11 protein-coding genes are annotated in these 14,434 nt (G+C 72.6%); 8 read left to right on the forward strand and 3 right to left on the reverse strand.

Features of this window, described 5'->3' with window-relative positions; all coding sequences use genetic code 11:
• The first annotated feature begins 57 nt into the window (after window positions 1-57).
• Window positions 58-696, forward strand: coding sequence for a uracil phosphoribosyltransferase (gene upp, locus M3B01_RS05125; protein ID WP_193865681.1), 639 nt, complete (start codon window positions 58-60; stop codon window positions 694-696).
• 484 nt (window positions 697-1,180) lie between these two features.
• Window positions 1,181-1,990 (forward strand): winged helix-turn-helix domain-containing protein, encoded by an 810-nt coding sequence (locus M3B01_RS05130; protein ID WP_259789962.1) that lies wholly within the window; start codon window positions 1,181-1,183, stop codon window positions 1,988-1,990.
• Window positions 1,991-2,025: 35 nt separating this feature from the next.
• Here M3B01_RS05130 and M3B01_RS05135 read toward each other — a convergent pair whose 3' ends face one another.
• Entirely contained in the window at window positions 2,026-2,580 is a 555-nt protein-coding gene (locus tag M3B01_RS05135) for a hypothetical protein (RefSeq protein ID WP_259789964.1), read from the reverse strand.
• 657 nt (window positions 2,581-3,237) lie between these two features.
• A complete protein-coding gene (locus M3B01_RS05140; RefSeq protein ID WP_259789966.1) occupies window positions 3,238-3,984 on the reverse strand; it encodes a protein phosphatase 2C domain-containing protein in 747 nt (248 codons plus the stop codon).
• Between the two features lie 120 nt (window positions 3,985-4,104).
• Here M3B01_RS05140 and M3B01_RS05145 point away from each other — a divergent pair, with 120 nt between their 5' ends.
• From M3B01_RS05145 to M3B01_RS05160, 4 genes are all read left to right on the forward strand, one after another.
• Entirely contained in the window at window positions 4,105-5,742 is a 1,638-nt protein-coding gene (locus tag M3B01_RS05145; RefSeq protein ID WP_259789968.1) for a chromosome partitioning protein, read from the forward strand.
• Between the two features lie 91 nt (window positions 5,743-5,833).
• Complete coding sequence (locus tag M3B01_RS05150; protein WP_259789970.1) at window positions 5,834-9,022, forward strand: DEAD/DEAH box helicase; 3,189 nt, start codon at window positions 5,834-5,836, stop codon at window positions 9,020-9,022.
• Window positions 9,019-9,852, forward strand: a complete 834-nt coding sequence (locus M3B01_RS05155) for an SWIM zinc finger family protein (RefSeq protein WP_259789971.1) — start codon at window positions 9,019-9,021, stop codon at window positions 9,850-9,852. The genes M3B01_RS05150 and M3B01_RS05155 overlap by 4 nt, the downstream gene beginning before the upstream one ends.
• A gap of 162 nt (window positions 9,853-10,014) precedes the next feature.
• Window positions 10,015-11,673 (forward strand): serine hydrolase, encoded by a 1,659-nt coding sequence (locus M3B01_RS05160; protein WP_259789974.1) that lies wholly within the window; start codon window positions 10,015-10,017, stop codon window positions 11,671-11,673.
• A 10-nt stretch (window positions 11,674-11,683) separates the two neighbouring features.
• Here M3B01_RS05160 and M3B01_RS05165 read toward each other — a convergent pair whose 3' ends face one another.
• Complete coding sequence (locus tag M3B01_RS05165) at window positions 11,684-13,141, reverse strand: serine/threonine protein kinase (RefSeq protein ID WP_259789976.1); 1,458 nt, start codon at window positions 13,139-13,141, stop codon at window positions 11,684-11,686.
• An 84-nt stretch (window positions 13,142-13,225) separates the two neighbouring features.
• Between M3B01_RS05165 and M3B01_RS05170 the strand changes: the two genes are divergently transcribed.
• The gene (locus tag M3B01_RS05170; protein ID WP_193865687.1) at window positions 13,226-13,510 is read left to right on the forward strand and encodes a hypothetical protein; all 285 of its coding nucleotides are present in this window, start codon (window positions 13,226-13,228) and stop codon (window positions 13,508-13,510) included.
• Entirely contained in the window at window positions 13,507-14,424 is a 918-nt protein-coding gene (locus M3B01_RS05175) for a hypothetical protein (protein ID WP_259789978.1), read from the forward strand. The genes M3B01_RS05170 and M3B01_RS05175 overlap by 4 nt, the downstream gene beginning before the upstream one ends.
• The last annotated feature ends 10 nt before the right edge of the window (window positions 14,425-14,434 follow it).

A 14,434-nucleotide genomic window follows, 5' to 3' on the forward strand; every position in this document is an offset into this window, starting at 1 on the left:
CCGCTTGAGGACCCTCCGCGTCCTCGCATCCCCCAGGCCTCCGGTAGATTCGGGGCCATGCGCGTCCTCGAGATCGACCACCCGCTCGTCGCCCACAAACTGACGGTGCTGCGCGACCGCTCCACGCACTCCTCCGTGTTCCGCCAGCTCGCCGACGAACTGGTGACGCTGCTGGCCTACGAGGCCACCCGCAACGTGGCCGTGGCCCCGGTGCAGATCGAGACCCCGGTGACCGAGATGACCGGCACCAAGCTGTCCCGTCCCAAGCCCATGGTGGTGCCGATCCTGCGCGCGGGCCTGGGCATGCTGGACGGGCTCACCCGCCTGCTGCCCACCGCCGAGGTGGGCTTCCTGGGCATGGTGCGCAACGAGCAGACCCTCGAGGTCACCACCTACGCCAACCGCCTGCCCGAGGACCTCTCCGGCCGCCAGTGCTTCGTGCTGGACCCGATGCTGGCCACCGGCCACACCCTGATCGCCGCGTGCGAGTACATCCACGAGCGGGGCGCCCGGGACATCACGTGCGTGACCCTGCTGGCCGCCCCGGAGGGGCTGAAGGCCATGCAGGAAGCGGTGGATCCGTCCATCGACCTCACCATCGTCACCGCCGCGATCGACGAGAAGCTCAACGAGAAGGGCTACATCGTCCCCGGTCTGGGCGATGCAGGCGACCGCCTCTTCGGCGTGGTCGACTGACACCCCCGCTCGGACCCAGCCCCTGTCCCGCTCCGCGATCCTGCGCCGCGCCGCCGGCGGTGTCGCGCCGGGCGGGCGCCTGGTGCTGCGCCGCTGCAGCTGATCCGCCCGGGCTCCGATTCGCCCTGCCTCCGTTTCGCACCGTCTCCGTTTCACAGTGTGAACACTGTCTTGCCCTTCAAGCGTCCCGGGTGCATGATCGCCGCATGACATCGATCGCCGTTCGCGTCGAGGCCGCCATCCGGGTGGCCTCCGCCATGATGCGCTCGATGATGATGATGATGATGCAGATGATGCAGCGTCAGCCGAGCCTCTGAGCGCTCGAGACACCTCCGGGGTCGGCTGACAGGAGCCGGCCGGAAGGCGCGGGTTCCAGGTGCCACCGGGAGCACACCCCACAGATCCGCCACCGTGCGTCGATCACCGGGATCCCGGGTCCACCATCCGCCGCGCCCACCGCGCCGCACCCCGGAGAACTTGCATCATGACCATCGCACTGGACCGCACCACCTCTCACCCCCTGCCCACCCGTGGGGCGACCGCCTCCCACGACCTGCGCCTGTCGACCCCCTCTTCCCCGCGCACCGACCGCGGCGGCCGGCCCTCCCCGGCGCCCGCCCACGCCCGGGCCCTGCCCTCCGGCGAGAACGGCGTGACCATCACCGTCTCGGTCACCCTGCCCTCCGGCACCGGTGACGTCGAGGCCGCCCTGCTGGCCGACAACCTGCGCGCTCAGGCCACCCGCCTCACCTCGGCCCGCCGCGGGCTCACCACGGTGACGGTGACCAGCCCGCGCCCCTTCGTGGCCGCGCCCCGCAGCGAGAAGGCGCTGCCTCCCACTCGTCAGCAGGCCGCGATCAGCCCGCTGCGCCCGCGCCGCACCGGCACCGTCTCCCCCACCTCCCCGGCCCGTCGGGATGCGGAGAACGCACGCCGACGCGCCTTCGCGGCGACCGCCGTCAGCCCCTCGAGCCCCTCCGCCCCGGGGGACAGCGCCCTGGTGCTGGACCTGTACGGCAGGCGCGTGCGGATCGACGGCCAGGACGTGGACCTCACCTACAAGGAGTTCGAGCTGCTGGCCCACCTGGCGCGCAATGCCCGTCGAACCGTCTCCCGCGAGGAGCTCATGACCACCGTGTGGTCCGACGCCCCCGCCGAGACCGGTGAGCGCACCGTGGACGTGCACGTACGGCGGCTGCGCACCAAGCTGGGCCGCTACCGCAAGCTGGTCTCCACCGTGCGCGGTACCGGGTACCGCCTGGACCCGGGCAGCGACGTGGCCATCCTGGGCTGAGGCTCAGGAGCGCCCCTGCTCAGCGGCTCTCCTGCTCAGGGGCCGTCCTGGCCGTCCAGCAGCACCGCGCCCCCGACGCGCGCCAGGTCACGGCCGGTGATGAGGAAGCGGTGGTACTCCTCGGTGGGTACGAAGTCGAAGAGGCCGGTGCGCTCGCTGCCGTCCCGCAGGGTGATGCTCCACCGCCCGCGGGTGCCCCCGACGTTCATCACGGTGGCGCGCGATCCCTCGGGCAGGGCGTCCAGCGGGGTCTCCGCCGCACGCAGCAGGTCGATGCGGTCGATCTGCTGCCAGGGGATCGTGGGCCCGTCGGCCGCGGTGGCCCCGGTGTGGTCCAGGCGCAGGTGCGGGTCGCCTGATCGCAGCGCCTTCTGGCCGCGGCGGGGGCGGGACCACAGTGCCCGCGTCCCGGCGGCCAGGACCACGGCGGGGATCAGCAGAAGCAGGCCCCAGCGGGTGCCGAACCAGCCGATGTACAGCGCGGCGGAGGCGAAGAACGCGCCGATCAGCAGCAGGAGCAGCGCTGGTCCGCGGGACAGCCGACGCACGGCGTCGACCCGACCGGCCTCGGGGCTCAGGGAGACGTTCACCCCGCCATGGTCTCAGGCGCAACCGCCTCGTCTCAGGCGCGGCGCATCCCCCTGGAACGGGACGAGCGGCCCGGAGCTCTGCGCCGACAGTGTCGGGGGCTCACGGACCGCTCGTCATGCCTGTCGTCCGTCAGGGGTGGGTGCGGGCGAACAGGCTGGACGGGCTGCCAAAGGTGGGGGGAACCTGGCGTAGTGCCCGTCCGGCCGCTCCCCGTGAGGGGGGTCTCGAGAAGCGGCACATCTATGAAGTTGTCAGGTGCATGAAACCCGCGGTTTCAGGAGCACGACGGGGACACTATCAGGCCCACCGGGAAGTTTCGCCTTCAAGCACTGTCTACCCCACCACACCTCTGGATCCGGCTCTCATGCATGCGGTGCGCACCCGTTCCTCAGCCGCAGCCACAGATCGCGCGAGGATCGTGCGAGCACTGCGCACACGGTCGAGTCTAGACCGCAGGGCCCCGGCTGTAAACGCTCACGGGACGATTGTTCCCGCAGGTAGAAGCGGGGCTGACGATCCTCCACCGGGGTCTCGAGCGCGGCAAGGGATGGTCAATTCTCCGCCAAGCACGGCGCGCCTTCCCCACCGCGCCGCCATATCCCCCGGGTAGAGGTCAGCGGGTGCGCCATCTCTTTGCTCACCGGCGGTGCCGTGGCTCACCAGCGCAGGGTGAGTGCAGTCGCATCGTCGTGGATCTTGCGGGGACGCCGCGCGGGATCGAGAGCGCGCTCAGCGGCCCGCAGCTGCTCGAGCAGTTCCTCCGGCGCGGTGAGCAGGGTCTCGCTGAGAGAAGCGGGCGTGTGCAGGCCCAGCCGGTCGATCGCACGCGTGATGCCATCGCTGACCAGGTGCACGGCCCGCAGGTCCGCGAGGGGCACGCTGCCGGTGAGGGCCTCGTCGGCGGCCTCCGGCTCGTGCCGGGCCAGCCAGAAGCCGCCGGGGGCGTTGCGCATCGCCTCGACGGAGGGCCCCGAGTGGTCGGCGAGGACCAGATGGTCGACCCGGTCGTCGGTGATGCGGCGCACGGTGCCGTCGCGGTGGTGCAGCAGCAGGGAGGAGTCGCACAGCACCAGGTGCTCGAGCCGGTCCTCGCACCGGCGCACGGCCACCACGGTGGCCGACGGCGACCCGGCGTCCAGATCGCACTGATCGGCGTGCAGGTCCCGCACCGCGGTGATGGCATCGGCGAGGGCCTCGCGCAGGGTGCGTGCGGGATCGCAGGCGCGCAGCAGCAGGTGAGCGGCCAGGGTGTGGGAGTACCAGGCCACCGAGTGGTGGCAGCCAGCACGGAACCGCTGCGGGACCCCGGCCCCGTCGAGCACCACGGCGACCTCGCCCAGCACACCGGCGGCGTCCTCGTCGGCGCCCGGGAGGGCCTCGTCGGTGAGCAGATGAGCGCGCACGCTGCCACTGTAGGTGCACGAATGCCGCAGGTCGACCGTAGAGTGGTGCGGTCACCGAGCACACCGCATCGGGGACGGATCCGGGCCCACGCGGGCCGCAGTCGTGGAAGGGACCGATCGATGATCGCGCAGGCGCGCATCACCTCCGACACCCGTGCGAGCGTGCACCTCGACAACGAGGTGGTGGAGGTCGAGGGAGCCGATCTGTCCGAGCTGCGGGCGAACGTGAAGCAGGTGTTCATCACCGCCTCGCAGATCGAGGGCTCCGCCCTGGACGTGGTGATCCTCGAGCCCGGGGCGCGTCACTTCCTGCGGGTGGAGCCCAACGGGCAGATCTCCCCGCGCGAGGCGGGCCCTGAGGACGAGGACCTGCCTCCGCTCCCCACCGGCGAGCGCCCCTCCTCCTCCCTTCAGCCCTCCGGGGGCGCAGCCGCCGCGCCCTCCGGTCGGCCCGGTGACCCCACGGCCTCCCCCTGGGACGCCCCGTCCTCGGCGCTCACGCACACCGGGGAACTGCCGGTGGCACGCACGCATCGCGCGGGCCGCCGTCGTGCGCACGGCGCCCACGCCTCGGCGCACTCCGCAGCGTCGGTCGCCTCCGCGCCGTCCGCGAGCTCGGCGACCTCCGCGGTCTCGGCCGCCTCCGCCGCGCCCGCGCCGAGCTCCACCCCGGGCTCGCCCCCGTCGGCTCCGTCGGCGCCTTCCGCGCCGTCGAGCGCCGGGGAGACGTGGCGTGCCCGCACGGCCGACGACGATGCCGCCGAGGCCGGAACGGCCGGGCCCCGCACGAGTGAGCCGGTGCGGCAGCGACCCGACGACGAGGGCCGCCCCACCCTGAAGGACCTGCAGGCCACCACGGCCCGCAAGCCCAAGGCGAAGGCCGCCAAGGGCTGGCAGGGCTTCCTCACCCGCGCCACCGGCGGCGTGATCTCCCCGCGCCCCGGCAGGCGTGAGCAGTACGAGATCGACCGCCTGGAGCGGATCCGCCGCCCCCTGGACGGCCCGCGCAACATCGTGGTGGTGAACCTCAAGGGCGGCGCCCACAAGACCACCGCCTCACTGATGATCGCGGCCACGCTGGGCGTGACCCGCGGCGGCAACGTGCTGGCCTGGGACAACAACGAGACCCGCGGCACCCTGGGCTGGCGGGGCATCCCCACTGATCACACCCGCACCGCCGTGGACCTGCTGCACGACCTGGACCGCATGAAGGCCCCGCAGGCCAGCGCCGCGGACCTGGATCCGTTCATGCGGCCGCAGGGAGCGATGCGCTTCGACATCCTGGCCTCCGACGAGGACCCGGGATCGGCTGCCTCGATCGACGCCGAGGCGTTCACCGAGCTGAACGACACCCTCTCCCGCTTCTACCGGATCAAGGTGATCGACACCGGCAACAACGTGCGGGCGTCGAACTGGATGGCTGCGGTGCGCAGTGCCGACCAGCTGGTGATCATCTCCACCGTGCGCGAGGACACCTTCAACGCCGCCGCCTGGATGATCGACGAGCTGCGGGCCACCGGCCTGCAGACGCAGGTGGAGCACGCCGTGACGATCCTCTCCCACTCCTCGAAGGGGAAGTTCGACCCGGTGCTGCGCACCCGCCTGATGAACCACTTCGGTGCGCACACCCGCGCGGTCACCGAGGTGCCCTACGAGCACCAGTTCGTGGACGGCTCCCACCTGGACTGGAACCGTGTCTCCTCCGCCACCAAGGAGGCATGGCTGGACGCCACCGCCCTGATCATCGACGGCATGTGAGCACCCGCGCACGTGTGCGGCCATGCCGCGCGTCGTCCACAGCGACGGCGGCAGGCCGCCCGATGTCGGTGCCGCGATCTAGTCTGAGCAGATGCCCACCCGCCGCCTGCACCTCGTCGTCGACGACGACCTCGGCCCCGCGCTGTGGGTACGGGAGCAGGTCGCTCCGGGGCGCTCGCGCGCGCTCAGCGAGCTCGCACCCGTGCAAGCACAGTCCCCGCACGCTCTCGCCGAGGTGCTCGCGGCGGCCCCGGCCACACTGCGGCACCGGGTGCGGATCCCCGGGGCCCCCGGCACCCCTGATCGCCGCGTCCCGGCCCTGCCCCTGGACGGGCCGGCGCTGATCGACCTGGTCGCGGCAGTGAGTGAGGGCTTGGGCGAGCGCTTCGGCGCCGATGCCGTCGAACAGCTGTCACAGCTGGTCACCGAGGGTGCGGCGGTGCGGCTGGCCTCCGAGGGCCCGGCCTCCGAGCTCACCGTGATGCCGGATCTGCTGGCCGCGACAGTGCTGGACGTCGAGGCGCGCGCGCTGGTGGCGGCGCGGGACCTGCGGGTCGATGTGCAGTGGCATCACGGGCGGGCGCTGCTGCAGTGGCAGGCTCCCACCGAGCGTCGCCCGAGTCTGCTGCACGCCCTGGTCGACGCCCATGCCCGGCAGGCCTTCGCCGCGCACCTCGCGCAGTGCTCCCCCACCCCTGCAGCCCCCGGCGCGGACCGGTACGGCGTGCTGGCAGCGCTGGCCGGGGAGACGGAGCTGGAGGCCGAGGTGCCCGAGCAGCGAGCGATCGCGAGGGCGTTCGCGGCGTACCGCGACTCGGGCCGCATAGGGGTGCAGCTGACCTCCACCGACAGCGAGCTGGTGGTGCGCCTGCACGAACCCCCGGTGGGCACGGCCTGGCCGCTGCAGACGTGCCTGCGGCAGAGCGACGGCACCGTGCTCCCGGTGGCCGATCTTCGTGCGGTGGGCGACGTGACCGCGGCGGGGGCGGCGGAGGCCACCGCCGAGGTGATGCGCCTGGCTCCCACGGTGCGGCAGGCCGCGATGGACGACACCGGCGTGGACTGGCTGCTGACCACCGCCGAGGCCGGCACGTTCCTGGCCCACGACGCCCCGGGGCTGGAGCAGGCGGGTGTGACGGTGCTGCTGCCGCGCGACTGGACCAAGCAGGCGGCCACCCTGCGGCCCCAGGTCACCGAGGAGCCCGCCGGGGAGCGCGAGTCCTCCGTGGGACTGGGACAGGTGACCCAGTTCCGCTGGCGGATGGCCGTGGGCGAGACGGACCTGACCGACGAGGAGATGGCCGAGATCCTGGCCGCACAGTCGGAGCTGGTGCAGCTGCGCGGCCGGTGGGTGCGGCTGGATGCGACCACCCTGCGCGCCGCAGAACGGTTCCTGGACGAGTTCACCGATCGCGCCAAGCGCTTCCGGCGCCTGGCGGCCGAGCGGGCGGCTCGCCTCGCGGGCCTTCCGGAGCCGGAGGGGGGCGCGGCCGCCGAGGACCCCGGCGCCCCCGGCGCACCCGCGTCCGGGAAGGCCGGTGCGTCGGCCGCTGACGATCACCCGATGCCGGTGCTCACGTCCCTGTTCCCGGTGCCGGACACGGTGCCCGGATCACTGAGCGGGGTGCTGCCGTGGGCCGAACTGTTCTCCCTGGTGCTGTCCCCGCACGCCGCGGAGCTGCACCTGGGGGCAGCGGCTCTGCAGGATGCCGACAGGGCCGGCATCGCGCGCCTGCTGCCCGGCGGGCCCGGACCCCGCACCCTCCCCCAGCCGACGACCCTGCAGGCCACCCTGCGGCCCTACCAGCAGGCGGGACTGGACTGGATGTGGGAGCTGCACCAGCTGGGGCTGGGCGGGATCCTCGCCGATGACATGGGCCTGGGCAAGACCATGCAGGTCCTCGCCCTGCTGTGCCGCGAGCGAGAGCAGGAGCCGGGGCGCAGCGGGCGCACGAGCCGCGGTGAGTCCCACCCCGTCGGCCCCACCCTGCTGGTGTGCCCGATGTCGGTGGTGGGCGCCTGGCAGCGGGAGGCGCGGGCCTTCGCCCCTCACCTGGCGGTGCACGTCCACCACGGCGGGGATCGCATCCGCGATGAGTCCTTCGTCGCCGGCGCGGCCGACATGGACCTGGTGATCACCACCTACGCCCTGCTGGCGAGGGACCTGCCCGTGCTGCAGCGGGTGGACTGGCATCGCGTGGTGTACGACGAGGCGCAGCACTTGAAGAACGCCCACACGCAGGTGAGCCAGGCGGCACGGAGGCTGCGGCCCCCGCACCGCCTGGCCCTGACCGGCACCCCGGTGGAGAACCGTCTGGAGGACCTCCACTCGTTGATGGAGGTGGTGGAGCCGGGACTGCTGGGCAAGGCCGCCGATTTCAGCGAGCACGTGGCCTCCCCGATCTCCAAGGAGGCCGATCCCGGGGCGCTGGCCCGGCTGAAGCTGGTGACCTCCCCGTTCGTGCTGCGCCGCGTGAAGACGGACCGGGCGATCATCGCGGACCTGCCGGAGAAGCGGGAGCTGACCCGCACCGTCACCCTCACCCCAGAGCAGGCCGGCCTGTACCAGGCACTGGTGGAGGATCTGAAGGACCAGCTGGACACCGCCACCCAGAAGCAGCGGCGCTCGGTGGTGGTCTCGACCCTGACCCGGCTGAAGCAGGTGTGCAACCATCCCGCGCACTACCTGGGGGACGGCTCCCCGATGCTGCGGGAGGGGCACCACCGCTCCGGGAAGCTCGAGCTGGTGGACGACCTGTTGGAGACGGCCTTCGCCGATGGCGAGAAGGTGCTGCTGTTCACGCAGTTCACCACCTTCGGGCACCTGCTGGTGCCGTACTGGACCGAGCGCTTCGGGCTGCCGGTGCCGTTCCTGCACGGCGGGGTGGCGAAGAAGGACCGCGACCAGATGGTGGCACAGTTCCAGGCGCAGCGGGACCAGCCCGGGCTGATGCTGCTGAGCCTGCGCGCCGGCGGCACGGGTCTGACCCTCACTGCCGCCAACCACGTCGTGCACCTGGACCGCTGGTGGAACCCGGCGGTGGAGAACCAGGCCACCGACCGGGCGTTCCGCATCGGGCAGCGGCGGGACGTGCAGGTGCACAAGCTGGTCAGCGCAGGCACCATCGAGGAGCGCATCGACACCGTGCTGCTGGACAAGCAGTCCCTGGCCGATCTCACCATCGCCCCCGGTGAGGACTGGCTCGCCCAGCTGGACGACGACTCCCTGCTGGAGCTGCTGTCGCTGTCGGAGGAGGAGAAGGGCGGTGGTCCGGGGTGAACATCCAGCTGCGGTCCCGGCGCGGGCCGATCGGAAAGGGCTGGCACGCGGTCGCCCTGCGCAATGCCATGGAGACCATCCTCGGGGTGGGCAGGGCCTCGGGCGGTCGGGCGGATGCCCGCTCGGGCCGCGTGGCCTGGATCGATGTCACCACCGGCACGGCCCGCGGCGCGGTGCAGGACTCCGACGGGGAGCTGTACCGCCCGCAGCTGGACCTGCCGGCGTTCTCCGCTGCGGACACAGAGGCGTTCCTGGTCGTGGCTCGCGCCCACCCCGGGTTGCCGGCCACCATGGCCGCCGGGGAGTACCCGCAGCTGGTGGAGAAGGAGCTGTCCGCGCATGAGGTGTCCCTGCTGCCGCGCGGCCCCTCCGAGCTGTCCCATGACTGCTCCTGCCTGGACTGGCCCGGGCCCTGCCGTCACGTCGCGGCGCTGGCGTACGTGCTGGTCGAGGCGGTGGACGAGAAGCCGCTGCTGCTGCTCACCCTGCGCGGACTGCGCATCGAGGACCTGGTGGCCCCCGTGAACACGGGTCCGGTCCCGGCTGACGACGCATCGGCACCGGAATCCGACGGGCCCGGCTCGGGCGACGCCGCTGCCCCCGACGGTTCGGGCGACGCCGCTGCCCCCGACGGTTCGGGCGACGCCGCCGCTCCCGCTGGTTCGGGCGACGCAGGTCCTGCCCGCCGCTCCCCCGGCTTCGACCCCCGACGAGCGGATCCCGCCCTGGTGGCCGAGGTGATGGGCGAGCACGTCGCCGCGGTGATCGCAGCGTTCTACCGGGACGGATCACCCGGGGACGTCGACACCCATCCGGACGGCCGCGCGTAGTTCCCGAGAAAACAGTCGTCGACCGCGCACTGGCGGCGGTCGTCGTTTCCTGCGGGCGGCACCCTCCCGTCGGCTCGCAGCCCACGGCTGTGCTGTGCACCCGCCGCCCCGCCGCGATTGCGGCCATGCCGGCTCCCTGGTCCACCCGATACGGTAACAGGCATGCAGCACACAGCACCCGGCCCCGCCGCTCCCGCCCCCGCCGTTCCCCAGCAGGCCATCGACGAGATCGCCAAACTGTACGAGAAGACCATCACCGACCATCAGATCGCCGGCGTGACCTGGGCGATCGTCGGGGGTCACGGTCACGACGAGGCGGTGCTGGCACACGGTGCGGCCGGGCACCGCGAGCTGGAGGACGGCGAGCCCACCCCGGGCTCCACACCGATGGGGCGCGGCAGCATCTCCCGCATCGCCTCGCTGACCAAGTCCTTCACCGCCGCGACCATCCTGGCGCTGCGCGACGAGGGCAGGCTGCGCCTGGACGATCCCGTCGAGCAGCACCTGCCGGAGGCCGCCGGCGCCTTCGACTCCCCCGCCGATGCCCGCCCCGTCACCCTGCGCGACCTGCTGTCGATGAACTCCGGCCTGGTCACCGACAACCCGTGGGGTGACCGCCAGGAGTCGATGACCCGCGAGGCCTTCGCCCAGCTGCTGCAGGGCGGCCTGGGCCGCTCGAACACCCCCGGCACCCGCTACGAGTACTCCAACACCGGCTTCGCGATGCTGGGCCGGGTGATCGACGAGATCACCGGTCGGGACTACACCGTCGAGATCCACGAGCGCTTCCTGGACCCGCTGGGCATGGTGGACACCGCATTCGAGACCTCCGGCCTGGACCTCGCGCGCCTGGCCACGGGCCACCGCCTCAACGAGCGCAGCGACGCCACGCGCTTCGAGGCGGTGCCCTTCGACCAGCCCGGTGTGTACGGGGCGATGGCGGGCCTGTACTCCACCGTGGACGACATCGCCACCTGGGTGCGGTTCCTCGCTGCGGCCGATGCTCCTGACGCCGCGGGCCGCTCCCAGGACCTGCTGTCCACCGGATCACGGCGCGAGATGCAGCAGATCCATCGTCACCATGTGCTGCCGCCCCTGCCCGCAGGCACGGACGGCACCTCCCCCGGATTCGACCGCATCCGCGGCTACGGCTACGGCCTGGCGGTGGACGTGCTGCCGGACCTCGGGGAGCTGGTCTCCCACTCCGGTGGGTACCCGGGGTACGGGGCGTTCATGCAGTGGCACCGCGACTCCGGTGTGGGTGTGGTGGCGCTGGCCAACAGCAAGTACGCACCGCTGGGAGTGCTGTCGGTGCAGGCACTGCAGATCCTCGCGAAGCACGAGCCGCGCCTGCTGGCCGACCGCATCCCCACCCCGGCCCCGCGCACCCTGCAGGCTGCCGGTGCGGCCCTGGACTGGCTGCGAGGAGCGGGCGACGCGCTGGCCGACACCTGGTTCGCCGACAACATGGACCTGGACATCTCCCGCGCCGAGCGGCGCCGCCGCCTGGAGCAGGCCCTCGAGCAAGCAGGCCTGGTGCTGGGCGCGCTGGGCTCCCTCACCCCCGAGGGCGCCGTGCCTCTCAGCCAGACCCACCTGCGCTGGACCGTTCCCGGCGCGCAGCAGGAGGAGGAGTCGTCCGAGCCCACCCAGGCTCCGCGTCGGCCGGGCGCTCCTGGCGACCAGGCCAAGCACGGATCAGCGGACGGTGCACGTGACGGTGGGGACGGGGCGAAGGATCTGCGGATCGACCTGCAGATGGACCCGCGGCGCGAGGCCCTGGTCCAGGGGCTGGACACCGTGGCGGTGCCGCGCGCCTGAGGGCGGGTCCTCAGCCGAAGGCGGGGCCGTCGGCGGTGGGCGCGCAGGAGAGGTAGTGGCCGTCCTCGGTCAGCCCGATCACGCCCACGTCCTCCGGGACGCATTCCTGGCCCACGGTGACCAGGGCGTACGCCGAGTCGATGCTGCTGGTGGCCCCGGCGTTGCCGGAGCCGTCGAAGATCATCACCAGCACCACCGCCACGATGATCCCCAGGACCACTGCGGCGATCGCCCCCAGCGCCACCGCCATCAACGTGCTGCGGTTGCGGCCGGCATCGGGTCCGGTGCCGGTGAGCGTGCTGGTGATGGTGCCGGTGATGCCCTGGGAGCGGGTGCCCTGCTGCGTGCTCGTGCGGGTGCCGACAGCAGTGGGGGTGCCCACGCGCGAGGAGCCCTGCGGGCCGTGGCCGCCCGGCGCGGTGCCCTGCGGCCCGCCGCCGTGACCACCGGTGGCGCGCCCCCCGGGACCGCTCGTCGGACCGCCGGCCCGCTGCGGGCCCGTCTGCGGGGAGGCGGATCCGGCGGAGAACCCCTGCTGGACGCGCCCTGCGCGGATCGCCTCCATCGAGGAGGCGGAGACCCCGGGAGCGGGGCGCTCAGGCCTGCGCGCACCCGGAGCGTTCGGGGGCAGCGGCGGCAGCGTGTCGGTGAACTCCAGCGGGGTGCCGTCGGCCAGGGTGAGGGGGTAGCCCCGCGGTACGCGCGGCAGATCCCGGCGCACGCTCTGGGCGTCCTGGTAGCGCTCCTCGGGCTGGGCCGCGAGCAGCTTGCGGATCACGGCCGACAGCTTCGGTGTGACTCCGCGCAGGTACTGGTTGAGCTCATCGGGCCGGAAGGCGCCGTCGTGCAGCTTGATGGGGCCGTTCAGCGCCACCAGCGCCACCACGCCCGCGGCGTACAGGTCGTGGGAGGGCGTGGGCTCGGCCATCGCGAACAGCTCCGGGGCCATGTAGCCGGGGGTCCCGTTGACCATGCCCACGTGGGTGAAGCGCACATCGGTCTCGTGCACGGCGATGCCGAAGTCGGCCAGGCGCGAATGCGGCCAGGCCCGGCCTCTGGGTTCGAACATGATGTTGGCGGGCTTGACGTCGCGATGGATCCAGCCCTCGGAATGGATGTGGGCCAGGCCGTCCAGCAACTGCTCCATCACCACCACCACGGCGGGCTCGGCGAGCTTGTCCTGCTTCTTGACCACCGACTCGAGGGTGCCGCCGGAGACCAGCGGCATCGCGATCACCACGTGCTCGTCCTCGGCACCCCAGCCGTAGGGGGTCAGCAGGTGGGGGTGGTCGAAACTGACGCCCTTCTCCCGCACGAACCGCATGAGGTCCGCGGAGTCGCGCTGGCGCAGCACCTTGGCCGCGCAGATCTCCTGCGTCTTCTGATCCCAGGCACGCCAGACGGACCCGGATCCCCCCTTGGCGATCAGGTCTATCAGCGCGAAGCGCCCGACGATCACGTCTGCCATAGCCCGGCCAGCATATCCGCGATGCGGACCGGCCGTTATGCTGACGGTGTCGGGGACGGGCTGCAGAGCACGAAGGGGGGACCCGTGATCGCTCCGGAGCTGCTGATCGCCGCCCCTCTGGGGGACGACTCCTTCTGGGATCCGGTGAAGGCGAACTGGTCGCTGTTCGGGATCCTGCTGGCCGGCACCGCGGTGCTGACCATCGCCTTCGTGGTGTGGCTGGTGATCCAGCCCGAGGAGCCCGATCACGACACCAAGGAGCTGGTGGACCGCGCCGTGGACCGCGACCACGACCGGGCCCGCACCATCTCGCGCCGCATGGACGCCGATGCGGGCCGGGCCGACACCTCCGAGCCCGAGCTGCGATGACACCGGGGCCTCCCCGGCCCGGGACGCCGCCCACGGGGTCGCTCCCGGCCGGGCGCGCCGCACGTGCACTGCTGCCCCGGCGCCGTCTCACCGCGACGGTGCTGGGGATCGGCCTGCTGGCTCCCGCCGCCTGCTCCCCCGGCGCCCAGCCCGTGGCCACCGACCCCGAGCTGGCGCGCGATCCACTGGCCACCGTCGATCAGTCCGCCTGGGACGCCCACGAGGCGGGTGCGCTCACGGGCCTGCCGATCGAGGGCGACCTCGCCGACTTCGCGAGCTGGGAGGAGGCGGGCCTGGACGACTCCTCCGTCGCCTCGACGCGGCAGCAGCTGGTGGACTTCCTGGGCACCGTCTACCTGAGCCCGTCGAGCTTCGCGGGGCTCTCCGATGCCGAGACCCGCTCCCGGGTCGACGAGGTGACCCCGGACTTCTGGAAGGACGATCTCGCCGAGGCCTGGGACGAAGGGAACCGCCACTTCTACGCCTTCGCCCTGGCCGATCCCTTCGCACCGGTGGGGGCACCGCGGATCGCCGCGAACTGGTACCGGGCCGAGGACGGCTCGGTCCCGCAGCTGATGACCACCGGTACCTTCGCCCACACGGTGATCGACACGAGCTCGCGCGAGGTGGGGGTGGTCGCCCAGCGCTTCGCCATGCGGGTGGACCTCGGGGCTCAGGGGGAGGCGGTGCGCGGCATGCACCAGGTGACCCTGCACGGGCTCGACCTGTGCGCCACCGGGGAGGCCGGCGGCCTTCACGTACCCGCCATCAGCACCGCTCGCGCGCATCAGGCCGTGCAGAGCGCCACCATGGACCAGGTGATCGCCTCCCCACGGGTACCGCGCACCGCACTGGACAGCGGCTCCGAGGATGCCCGGCAGGGCGATCGGGAGACCGTCCTGTTCTGCGACTGAGCCTCCCGGT

The sequence above is a fragment of the Brachybacterium sp. p3-SID957 genome (assembly GCF_025144775.1).
Lineage (GTDB): Bacteria > Actinomycetota > Actinomycetes > Actinomycetales > Dermabacteraceae > Brachybacterium > Brachybacterium epidermidis.